Source organism: Phenylobacterium sp. (assembly GCF_044358365.1).
GTDB lineage: Bacteria > Pseudomonadota > Alphaproteobacteria > Caulobacterales > Caulobacteraceae > Phenylobacterium.
Genome location: NZ_JBIKNZ010000005.1, coordinates 88,688 through 99,293 on the forward strand (window position 1 = coordinate 88,688; position 10,606 = coordinate 99,293).

Genomic DNA, 10,606 nt, shown 5'->3' on the forward strand with positions numbered 1-10,606 from the left:
CTTCGTGCACTTCCAGCGACTCAGGCTCACGGGCTTCAAGTCCTTTGTCGAACCGACCGAGTTTCGGATCGAACCCGGCGTCACGGGGATTGTCGGGCCAAACGGCTGCGGCAAGTCGAACCTCCTGGAGGCGCTGCGCTGGGTGATGGGCGCCAATTCCGCCAAGGCCATGCGGGCCGGCGGCATGGACGATGTGATTTTCGCCGGGGCGGCCAACCGGACCGGGCGCAATCACGCCGAGGTCTCGCTGACCATCGATAACGCCGATCATCGTGCGCCGGCAGCCTTCAACGAACACCCCGTCATCGAGGTCGTCCGCCGCATCGACCGGGGCGACGGTTCAACCTACCGGATCAATGGTCGGGAGGTGCGGGCGCGCGACGTCCAGTTGCTGTTCGCCGACGCCTCGACCGGTTCGAATTCTCCAGCGCTGGTCCGGCAGGGCCAGATCTCGGAACTGATCGCGGCCAAGCCGCAGAACCGGCGGCTTTTGCTTGAGGAGGCGGCGGGCGTTTCGGGCCTGCATTCCCGTCGCCATGATGCCGAGCTGCGCCTGCGTGCGGCGGAGACCAACCTCACCCGGCTCGAGGACGTGGCGCGCGAGCTGGAAGGCAATCTGGGCCGCTTGAAGCGCGAAGCGCGCCAGGCGGAACGCTACAAGAAACTTTCGGCAGAAATCCGAGCTCTGCAGGGCGCTGTACTCTATGCCCGCTGGATGCAGGCCAAGGTCGCGGCCGAACGGCTGGTCGGCGAGGCGGAGACAGCGATCCGGGCGGTTGAGTCCACTGCGCGCGCAGCGGCAGCGGCGACGACCCGCGCTTCGGCGGCTGACGAGGCGCTGAAGCCGCTTCGCGAGGCCGAGACCATCGCCGCGGCGATCCAGCACAAACTCGCCATCGACAAGGACCGCATTGACCGTGAGGCCGAAGCCTACGCCACCGAGCTGGCCCGGCTGACAGGCGACCTGGAGCGCACGGACGCCGACGCCGCGCGCGAGGCCCACATCACCGAGGATGCCGAGGCCGCTCTGGCCCGCCTGTCCGAGGATCTTGCCTCCCTCCAGGCGCTGATCGCTGCCGCGCCGGCGCGCGGACCGGAACTGGAAGCGCTGGCCCGATCCGCCGAGGCCGCGCGCGCTGAAGCAGACGCGGCGGTAGAACGCCTGGCCTCCGAGGCGGCGACGCTGGAGGCCGAGCAGCGCGGCGCCCGCACGCGATTGGATGAGGCCCAGACGCGGCTGTCACGCACCCGGCGTGCCCTTGATCAGGCCCGGCAGGAGCGCGAGGCGCTGGCGACATCCCAGGACCCGCGCGCTGTCGAGGCGAGGACGCAGTTGGCTGCCGCAGAAGCTGCTCTGGCGGCGGCGCGTCAAGCGCTTGACGGCGCCGAGACGGACCGCGCCGCAGCCACGTCTGCGGAAGTTGCGTTGCGCGACACAGCCCGGAAACTGGATGAGCAACTGGGCCGGCTGACGGCGGAGGCCCGGGCGCTTGCTGCGCTGGTGGCCCAGGCGCGGCGGAGCGGGTTTGCACCGGCGCTGGACTCCGTGTCCCCCGACCGGGGCTACGAGCGCGCGCTGGCTGCAGCCCTGGGCGACGATCTGGACGCCTCACTCGATCCCGCAGCGCCGGCCTACTGGGGCGGGCGCGAGCCTTCGCCGCCTGTCTGGCCAGAAGGCGCCTCGCCGTTGGGTCCTCTGGTCAAGGCGCCTGCTGCATTGGCCGCCCGGCTGGCCCACGTCGCCCTGGTGAATCGGGAAGACGGACAGCGCCTGCAGAAGACCCTGGCGCCCGGCGGCAGGCTGGTGTCGCGCGAGGGCGATCTCTGGCGCTGGGATGGCTTCACGGCCCGCGCGGACGCCCCCCGTCCCGCTGCCGTGCGGATGGAACAGAAGACCCGCCTGGACGAGGTGGAGCAGGAGATCGAGGTCCTGTCGCCGCGAGCCGGGACAGCGCGCGCCGCCGCCGGAGCCGCCGCCGCGCGTCTCGCTCGGGCCGAGGAGATGCTACGCACTGCGCGGCGCGCGCCAGCGCCTCTCGAGCAACAGGCGTCCCAGGCGAGGTCCGCGCTGGAGCGCTTCGATCGCGAGGCGGCGCTGAGGGAAGCCCGCGCGGCGTCGCTGGATGACCTGATCGCTCGCTTCGACGCCGAATTTGCCGAGCATGAAGCACAGCTCAAGGCCGCCGAAGTCGCGATGGTGACCAGCGAGGGCGCGGATGATCTGGCAAACCGCCTGGCGATCGCCCGAGCGGCCGCCGCGCCGGCCCGGGAAGCCGCCGCCGAGGCCCGGGCGACCTATGAGCATGAGCTTCGCGACAACAACAGTCGCACGCGGCGGCTGGAGACTCTGGCCCGCGAGCACGAGGACTGGACGCGCCGCGCCGCCGCTGCCGGCCGCCGGGTGGAGCAACTCTCTGCGGCTCGCGTGAGGGCCGTGGCCGCGCTGGACGCGGCTCGCCAGGCTCCGAGCACCCTGGAGGCGCGCCGGAGCGCGTTGCTGGACGAGCTGGTCGTGGCGGAGGCGCGCCGTGGGGCGACCTCGGATGCCCTCGCCGCCGGAGACCAGGAACGCGCGGAGGCGGATCGGGCCCTGCGCGCCTGTGAGGCCGCCGCATCGGAGGCCCGCGAGCTTCGCGCCAGCCTCGCGGCTCACGCCGAAGCCGCCGTTCAGCGCCTCGGCGAGGTGGCGGCCAACATCCGCGAAGCCTCGCGCATGGAGCCTGAAGAGCTTGCCCGCAAGCTCTCCGACGAGGCCGTGGCGATCCCGGCCGACGCGGACGGCATGGAGTCGCATCTCTTCAATTTGGAGCGCCAGCGCGAGGGCATCGGCCCGGTGAACCTGCGCGCAGAGGAGGAAGCCGCCGAGCTTTCCGTCCGCCTTGGGACCATGAATGTAGAGCGCGCCGACCTCACCGGCGCCATCACCCGCCTGCGCCAGGGTATCGACGAACTGAACGTTGAAGGCCGTGAGCGGCTGAACGCCGCCTTCCTGGTGATCAATGAACACTTCAAGACACTGTTCTCCACCCTGTTCCAGGGCGGGCAGGCCGAGCTGCGGCTGGTCGAATCGGATGATCCGCTGGAAGCTGGCCTCGAGATCTACGCCTGCCCGCCCGGCAAGCGCATGGCCACCATGAGCCTGATGAGTGGCGGCGAGCAGGCGCTGACGGCGGCGGCGCTGATCTTCGCTGTGTTCCTGGCCCAGCCGGCGCCGATCTGCGTGCTGGACGAGGTGGACGCTCCACTCGACGACGCCAATGTCGACCGGTTCTGCAACATGCTGGACGAGATGTGCCGGCGCACTGAGACCCGTTTCATCGTCATTACCCACAATCCGGTGACCATGGCGCGGACAGATCGCCTGTTCGGCGTGACCATGGCCGAGCGCGGCGTTTCCCAACTAGTGTCGGTGGACCTCAGGCAGGCCGAGGCGATGGCCGCGCAGTAGAGTTGGAGGCACGCAACCCTGGTTTGTGTAAAGACGTGAAATAAATCAGACGCTTGGGTAAGTTTTGGCCAGCCTTGACGCACTGCGGCAGCGTCTATAGGTTCCGCGCGACCTGAAGCCCCCGCCACGGCGGCGACGTCGCGGCCCGTTAGGCCCCCTGACGCATGCCGAAGTTGGTAGAATCGCACGACGAGGCGCGTAAGCGGCTTACCGCGCGGTTGGATGCATTCGAGGCCGATCGTGCGCAAAAGATCAGCGCCGTGGCCCAGAGCTTTTCCGGCGACGGGTTCCGCTTCCTTGGTGAAGTGGTTAGTGGGGTGCTGGGCGGCGCTGGCTTGGGCTGGCTCGTTGATCGCTTCACCCATGCGGAGCCCCTGGGCTTGATTGGCGGTTTGCTGATCGGCACAGGGTTTTCGATATTCATCGCCATGCGCAGCGCTGCGCTGGCGACCAAACGCGCGATGGAACAGGCGGGACCACTCCCGTCGGTCCCGGACGACGAAGAGAACGATTGAGGCCGAACACCATGGCGGAACAGCCTGCCATCGACCCGATGCACCAGTTCCTGATCCACAAGATCGTGGATATCCCGCCGATCAACATCGGCGGCTTCATGCTGGACATGTCGATCACCAATTCCGTGGCTACGCTACTGGCTGGCGTGGCGCTGCTGATGGTGTTTCTGGCTCTGACCGCGCGCGGCGAAATCGTACCGAACCGCGCTCAGGCTGCAGCCGAAGCGCTCTACGGCATCATCGACAGTGTGCTGGTCACGCCGATTATCGGCGCGGGCGGACGGCCCTACATCCCGTTCATTTTCACCCTGTTCATGCTGATCCTGACGCTCAACCTCATGAGCGTGGTGCTGGCTATCGGCAATATCGGCGGCTTGACCTTGACCTTTACGGTGACCGCTCAGCTGGCCGTGACCGCGACGCTCGCCGTCATCACCTTCTTCAGTGTCTTCATTCTGGGCTTCATCAAGCACGGACCGAAGTTCCTGAGCCTGTTCTGGGTGCCCGGTATGGGCATCCCCGGCGGCATCGCGATGGTGTTCATCGAGATGATCTCCTACTTCGTGCGCCCGGTGACGCTGGCCATGCGACTGTTCGGCAACATGCTGGGCGGCCACGTGGTGATGAGCCTGTTTGGCTCCTTCGTCGTGGGTTTGGGCATCTTCGCTCTGGCCGGCGGCATCGCGACCCTGGGCTGGATCGGATCGGGCCTGTCACTGGCCATGATTGTCGCCCTGACCGGCCTTGAGCTGGTTGTCGCGGTCCTGCAGGCGTTTGTGTTCGCCGCGCTCACCACCGTTTACCTCAACGAGGTCGTGAACTTCGGTCACGGCCACTAACGCTTACAAGCTCTCAAGAGAGGACTATCGATATGGAAGTTGAAGCCGCAAAGTTGATCGGCTCGGGTCTCGCCGCCATCGGTATGGCCGGCGCGGGTATTGGTCTGGGCGTTCTGTTCGGCAACTATCTGCAGGCCGCTATCCGCAACCCGGCAGCGGCCGCCAGCCAGCAAACCATGCTGTTCCTGGGCATGGCGCTGACCGAAACCATGGGCTTGTTCGCCTTCGTCGTCTCGCTGCTCCTGCGCTTCGGCTAAGACCCTAGGATCCCACGCCGATGGCGACCGAGACCCACGCGACCACCGAGGCGGCCGGCCATGCCGGCGCTTCCGGTGGCTTGCCACAGTTCGACTTTCAGTGGTGGCCAGGCCAGATTGCCTGGGTGCTCATCGTGTTTGTGGTCCTGCTGGCCTATATGCGGCTTTTTGCCGTGCCCAAGCTCGGCGGCACCATTGCGGCGCGTGATGCGAAGATCGCAGACGACGTGGCGGAGGCCCGGCAGCTGAAAGTCGAGGCAGACGCTCAGGCGGACGCTGCGGCTCAGGAGCGGGCCCAGGCCCGCGCTTCGGCGCAGAAGTTGGCCAACGACGCGCGCTCCCTGGCGCGTGCCGAGATCGACATTGCGCTTGCGGCGGAAGAGGCGCGCCTCGCTGAAGTGGCGGCTGTGTCTGATGCGGCTATCGGCAAGGCCCGCGACAAGGCCATGGGAAATGTCACCGGCATCGCGCAGGAGACGGCTCAGGCCATCGTCAGCAAGCTGACCGGCAAGGCTGCTACGGCAACTGAGCTTTCCGCGGTCAAAGGATAGGACGATGACCGAACTTCTGATGGACGCCCACTTCTGGGTCGGCGTTGCCTTCGTACTGTTCCTGGTTCTAATGGTCGCGGTCGGCGTCCACAAGATCGTCTGGAACGCACTGGGCGAGAGCGGCCGAAAGGTACAATCTCACCTTGACGAGGCGGCTACCCTTCGCGGTGCGGCCCAGGCCCTGCTCGAAAGCATCAAGGTGGAGCGTGCGACGGCGGAACGCGAAGCCGCTGCCATGATCGCCAATGCCGCAGAAGAGGCCAAGCGCCTGCAGGCTGAGGCTCAGGTTAAGCTCGCAGAACAGATCACCCGGCGCGGCCAGATGGCAGAGCGGCGGATCGCCCAAGCCGAAGCTCAGGCAGAGGCGGATGTTCGCGCCGCAGCTGCGGATCTTGCGGCGCAGATGGCCGAGCAAGTTCTGACGCGCCGATTGGTTGGTGCAAAGGCCGATCCTTTGATCGACAAGGCCATCAGCCAGCTGGCCGGCAAGCTGCAATAGGCGATAGAGATCGGGCGCGGCGGCTTCGGAGCGTCGACGCCTGACGGTCAGGCAGGTCCGCGTTGGGGAACGTGGGCGCGCCAATGACCTGTCCACGACCCCCACAGCCCTTCTCAGCGCTTCAACCTGGGGTGGCTCGCTGCCCGTGGCCTGTCAGTCGTTTCTGTGGGGTTCGTGGACGATCACGCCTGAACGGTCAGGTGGCGCGCCGACCGCGCCGCATCCGGTGGCGAAGCCTCACGGAAAACCGCATGCGCCGGGGCAGCAGTAGCCGCTCCACACGCAAATACTGCTGATAGAACAGCGCCACAAACTCCGGATCCCGCCGCAGCAGTCTCCGGATGGGCGAGATCATCCTTGGATGCGCACGATGCAGGCGGACAAACTGGCGACGCGCCTTGAACGAGTTCTTCAGAACGATCATCAGCCCGACGACGATTACCGGAATGCCGCCAGGGCCGGGGAGCGGGGAGATCAGCACGCCAGCCAGAATGATCAACAGGCCAAACACCACCATGCCCACGCGCTTCAAGCGCGCGGCGATCTCGCGGGCAACCTCGTCCGTGGCGCGATGCACGCGCAGCGATGGCATGGCGAAAGACACTTTTTAGTCCTGGGGAGTGCACGGCAGAGCGGGGGGGTTCCGCCGGCACCCTTTTCATATGCGTTCGTACCGTCGACTCGTAAAGACACGGTTCCATGAAATTGCGCCGCCCGGCGTCTATTCGGCTGCCAATGGCGTCGGCGCCACAGTGGTGAGCTCCGCCCGCCACGCCAGTTTTGGTTTGCGCGCGGCCAGGGTCTCGTCCAGCCGGCGCAACGGTGCGAGGTAGGGCGCGCCCTTGAAGCGGTCCGCATCCCCAGCTCTCGCGGCCTGGGCTAGGGCCAGCAAGGCGTCGCAGAACCGGTCCAGTTCGCGCCTGGACTCGGTTTCCGTTGGCTCGATCAGCATCGAACCATGGACCACCAGCGGGAAGTACATGGTCATTGGATGGAAGCCCTCGTCGATCATCGCCTTGGCGAAGTCCAGCGTGGTGATCCCGGTTCCCTCCAACCAGGCGTCGTCGAACAACGCCTCATGCATGCACGGACCATCCGGGAAGGCCGGACTCATGGCGCGGGAGAGACGGGCCTTGATGTAGTTTGCGTTCAGGACGGCGTCCTCGGCGACCTGGCGCAGCCCGTCGGAGCCGTGGCTGCGCATATAGGCATAGGCACGAACGAACATGCCCATCTGGCCATGGAAGGCCGACATGCGCCCGAATGCCTGGGCCGCCTCGGCGGTGGCCTCTTCCACGAGGTGCAGACCCTCAGCACCGCGCACCACCCAGGGCGCGGGTGCAAAGGGCGCCAGCTCCGCCGACAGCACCACCGGTCCAGCGCCTGGCCCGCCACCGCCATGCGGCGTCGAGAAGGTCTTGTGCAGGTTGATGTGCATGGCGTCGACGCCCAGGTCGCCGGGCCGAACCCGGCCAACGATGGCGTTGAAGTTGGCGCCGTCGCAATAGAAGTAGGCTCCGGCAGCGTGGGTCAGGCGGCTGATCTCGAGGATGTCGCGCTCGAACAGGCCGCAAGTGTTCGGGTTGGTGACCATGATCGCGGCGACGTGGGGGCCGAGCTTGGCCTCGAGGTCGGCGAGGTCCACGCGGCCGTCGGGGGTCTGGGCGATTTCTGTTACGTTATAACCTACGAAGGCGGCGGTGGCGGGGTTGGTGCCGTGGGCGGAGGTGGGGACCAGCACGGTGCGGCGCAAGCCCTGGCCGGCGGCCTCGTGGGCGGCCTTGATGCAGAGCAGGCCGCAGAGCTCGCCGTGAGCGCCGGCCTTGGGGGTCATGGCGACGGCGGGCATGCCGGTGAGGGTCTTCAGCCAGTGGGCCAGACGGTCCATCAGCTCCAGCGCCCCCTGGGTCGTCGAGACCGGCGCCAGCGGGTGCAGGTCGGCGAAGCCGGCCATGCGGGCGGCCTTCTCGTTGAGGCGCGGGTTGTGCTTCATGGTGCACGAGCCCAGCGGATAGAGCGCCAGGTCGATGGCGTGGTTCTTCTGGCTGAGCCGCACGAAGTGCCGCACCGTTTCGGGCTCGGAGAGGCCCGGCAGGGGCACCCCGGCGCGGGTCAGGCCGGCCAGATCGGAGGCATCGTGCTCGGCGTGGTCCAGATCGACGCCGGTCTTGTCCCATCCGCCCAGTTCAAAGATCAGCGGCTCATCCTGCAGCAGCCCTCGCGCGCCGGTCAGAGAGGTGAAACCGGCATTTGCCGCCGATCCCTCGGGACGGGTGGGACGACCTACGGTATTCATGGTCATTGGCCGAGCCTCCGGGCAAGGGCGCCTCTCAGGGCGGCGATGTCTTCCGACGTGGTGGTTTCTGTGGCGGCCAGCAGCAGGACGTCGTCCAGGCCGGCGTGGGGATCGAGCCGCGAGTAGGGGACGCCGGCTATGACGCCATCGGCCAGCAGGTCTTCGACCAGGGCGGCGGCGGGGCCGGGCGTGCGCACGGCGATCTCGTTGAAGAACCGGGGCGTCAGGACCTCGAGGCCCACAGCTTCGACAGCCGCCTTCAGCTCGCGGGCCCGGCTGTGGTTGATGGTCGCCAGCTGGCGCAGGCCCGTCCCGCCCAGCAGGCTCATGTGAATGGTGAAGGCGAGCGCGCAGAGGCCGGAGTTGGTGCAGATGTTGGACGTCGCCTTGTCGCGGCGGATATGCTGCTCCCGGGTGGAAAGGGTCAGCACAAAGCCGCGCCGACCGTCGGCGTCGACGGTCTCGCCGCACACGCGGCCGGGCATCTGGCGGACCAGTTTCTCGCGCACCGCAAACAGGCCGATGTAGGGGCCGCCATAGTTCAGCGCATTGCCGATCGACTGACCCTCGGCGACGGCGATGTCGGCGCCCATCTCGCCGGGCGATCTCAGCAGGCCGAAGGATACGGCCTCGGTCGTCACCACGATCAGCAGGGCGCCGGCGGCGTGCGCGGCCTCGGCGATCTTCGTCACATCGGTGACCACCCCGAACACATTCGGCGTCTGGACCACGACACAGGCGGTGGTCGCGTCGATGGCGGCGATCACGGCGGCCTCGGCGTCGACGGCGGCGGCCTGGCGGACGATGTCCATGCCCTCGGCATGGGCGATGGTCTGGGTGGTGGCGGCGTAATGGGGATGCAGGCCGCCGGAGAGGATCGCCTTCTCGCGCCGCGTCACGCGCTTGGCCATCATCACGGCTTCCGCGCAGGCGGTGGAGCCATCGTACATCGACGCATTGGCCACATCGAGGCCGGTGAGCGCGGCGACCTGGGTCTGGAACTCGAACAGCACCTGTAGTGTGCCTTGCGCGATCTCGGGCTGGTAGGGTGTGTAGCTGGTCAGGAACTCCGACCGCTGGATCACATGGTCGACCGTGGCGGGCACATGGTGCTTATAGGCCCCGGCGCCGCAAAAGAACGGCCCCGCGCCGGCCGGCCGGCTCATGGCCGACAGCGCCGCCAGTTCGCGCTCCACCTCCAGCTCGCCGGCGTGGCGGGGCAGGTCGAACAGCTCGCTCTTGCGGGCGGCGGCGGGCACGTCGACGAACAGGGCGTCAATATCGGCCGCGCCGATCACGCCCAGCATCTCTGTCCGGTCGTCGGTGGTGAGGGGGAGGTATCTCATGGGGTCACTCTTCTCGCGCCGCAGGCGCTGTCGTTTGGAACCGCAGAAAACGCAGAAAACGCAGAAGGACGCAGAAGGCGCGGTGGCCTGCTTCTGCGAATGTCTGCGTTTTCTGCGGTCTTTTTCATCTGCGCTTCGCGCGGATCATTGGGTCTGGAGGAAGGCTTCGTACGCTGCGCGGTCCATCAGGGCGTCGTACTCTGATGCGTCGGCGACCTTGACCTTCGCAAACCAGCCGCCGTTCTCGGGGTCGGCGTTGACGGTCTCGGGGGCGTCGCCCAGCACAGTGTTGGCGTCCACCACCTCGCCGGAGATCGGGGCGTAGACGTCAGAGGCGGCCTTGACGCTCTCGACCACGGCGAAGGCGTCGCCGGCCTTCACGGCCTTGCCGAGTTCAGGCGTCTCGACAAACACCACATCGCCCAGCTGCTCGGCGGCGTGGGCGCTGATGCCGATGGTGGCGATGTCGCCGTCGAGGGTGACCCACTCGTGGTCCTTGGTGAAGCGCATTTCAGGTCTCCTGGAGGCGGATGGCGGCGGAGCCGCCCGAATACTGGAACCGCAGAAAACGCAGAAAGGCGCAGAAGGGGCGGCGGCCTGTTTCTGCGACCTTCTGCGTTTTCTGCGGTCTGTTTGATTGCGCCTGCGGCGCGGTGGAAGACGGCATGGTCATGCCTTGCGCACATAGCGGTGGGGGACGAAGGCGAGCGCGATGGCGCCCTTGAGGCAGGGGGAACAGCCGGCGGCGGGCGCTATGTTTCCTCCCCCATCGGGGGAGGGGGACCGCGGAACTCGGTGGAGGGGGCATGCCTGATCCACCGCGCTTGTGGCGAAGCCCCCTCCACCAGACTGCGT

Annotated in this window: 10 protein-coding genes; 6 read left to right on the plus strand and 4 right to left on the minus strand. The window is 67.3% G+C overall.

Annotated elements, in window-relative coordinates:
• The first annotated feature begins 4 nt into the window (after nucleotides 1-4).
• The 6 genes from ACIQ3B_RS03000 (at nucleotide 5) to ACIQ3B_RS03025 (ending at nucleotide 6,109) form a co-directional block, all read left to right on the plus strand.
• Nucleotides 5-3,448, plus strand: coding sequence for an AAA family ATPase (locus ACIQ3B_RS03000; protein ID WP_397399835.1), 3,444 nt, complete (start codon nucleotides 5-7; stop codon nucleotides 3,446-3,448).
• Nucleotides 3,449-3,612: 164 nt separating this feature from the next.
• Nucleotides 3,613-3,963 carry an AtpZ/AtpI family protein gene (locus ACIQ3B_RS03005; RefSeq protein WP_397399836.1) on the plus strand — a complete coding sequence of 117 codons (351 nt, stop codon included), beginning with the start codon at nucleotides 3,613-3,615 and terminating at the stop codon, nucleotides 3,961-3,963.
• An 11-nt stretch (nucleotides 3,964-3,974) separates the two neighbouring features.
• The gene (locus ACIQ3B_RS03010) at nucleotides 3,975-4,802 is read left to right on the plus strand and encodes a F0F1 ATP synthase subunit A (RefSeq protein WP_397399837.1); all 828 of its coding nucleotides are present in this window, start codon (nucleotides 3,975-3,977) and stop codon (nucleotides 4,800-4,802) included.
• A 32-nt stretch (nucleotides 4,803-4,834) separates the two neighbouring features.
• Entirely contained in the window at nucleotides 4,835-5,059 is a 225-nt protein-coding gene (locus tag ACIQ3B_RS03015) for a F0F1 ATP synthase subunit C (RefSeq protein WP_397399838.1), read from the plus strand.
• 20 nt (nucleotides 5,060-5,079) lie between these two features.
• Nucleotides 5,080-5,610 (plus strand): hypothetical protein, encoded by a 531-nt coding sequence (locus ACIQ3B_RS03020; protein WP_397399839.1) that lies wholly within the window; start codon nucleotides 5,080-5,082, stop codon nucleotides 5,608-5,610.
• A 4-nt stretch (nucleotides 5,611-5,614) separates the two neighbouring features.
• Complete coding sequence (locus ACIQ3B_RS03025) at nucleotides 5,615-6,109, plus strand: ATP F0F1 synthase subunit B (RefSeq protein WP_397399840.1); 495 nt, start codon at nucleotides 5,615-5,617, stop codon at nucleotides 6,107-6,109.
• A 196-nt stretch (nucleotides 6,110-6,305) separates the two neighbouring features.
• Here the strand turns inward: ACIQ3B_RS03025 and ACIQ3B_RS03030 are convergent, their stop codons facing one another.
• The 4 genes from ACIQ3B_RS03030 to gcvH form a co-directional block, all read right to left on the minus strand.
• The gene (locus ACIQ3B_RS03030; protein ID WP_397399841.1) at nucleotides 6,306-6,713 is read right to left on the minus strand and encodes a hypothetical protein; all 408 of its coding nucleotides are present in this window, start codon (nucleotides 6,711-6,713) and stop codon (nucleotides 6,306-6,308) included.
• Between the two features lie 117 nt (nucleotides 6,714-6,830).
• Complete coding sequence (gene gcvPB, locus ACIQ3B_RS03035; protein ID WP_397399842.1) at nucleotides 6,831-8,411, minus strand: aminomethyl-transferring glycine dehydrogenase subunit GcvPB; 1,581 nt, start codon at nucleotides 8,409-8,411, stop codon at nucleotides 6,831-6,833.
• Nucleotides 8,408-9,751, minus strand: coding sequence for an aminomethyl-transferring glycine dehydrogenase subunit GcvPA (gene gcvPA, locus ACIQ3B_RS03040; protein ID WP_397399843.1), 1,344 nt, complete (start codon nucleotides 9,749-9,751; stop codon nucleotides 8,408-8,410). Before gcvPA ends, gcvPB begins: the two co-directional genes overlap by 4 nt.
• 144 nt (nucleotides 9,752-9,895) lie before the next feature.
• Nucleotides 9,896-10,261, minus strand: coding sequence for a glycine cleavage system protein GcvH (gcvH, locus tag ACIQ3B_RS03045; RefSeq protein ID WP_397399844.1), 366 nt, complete (start codon nucleotides 10,259-10,261; stop codon nucleotides 9,896-9,898).
• Nucleotides 10,262-10,606 lie beyond the last annotated feature (345 nt).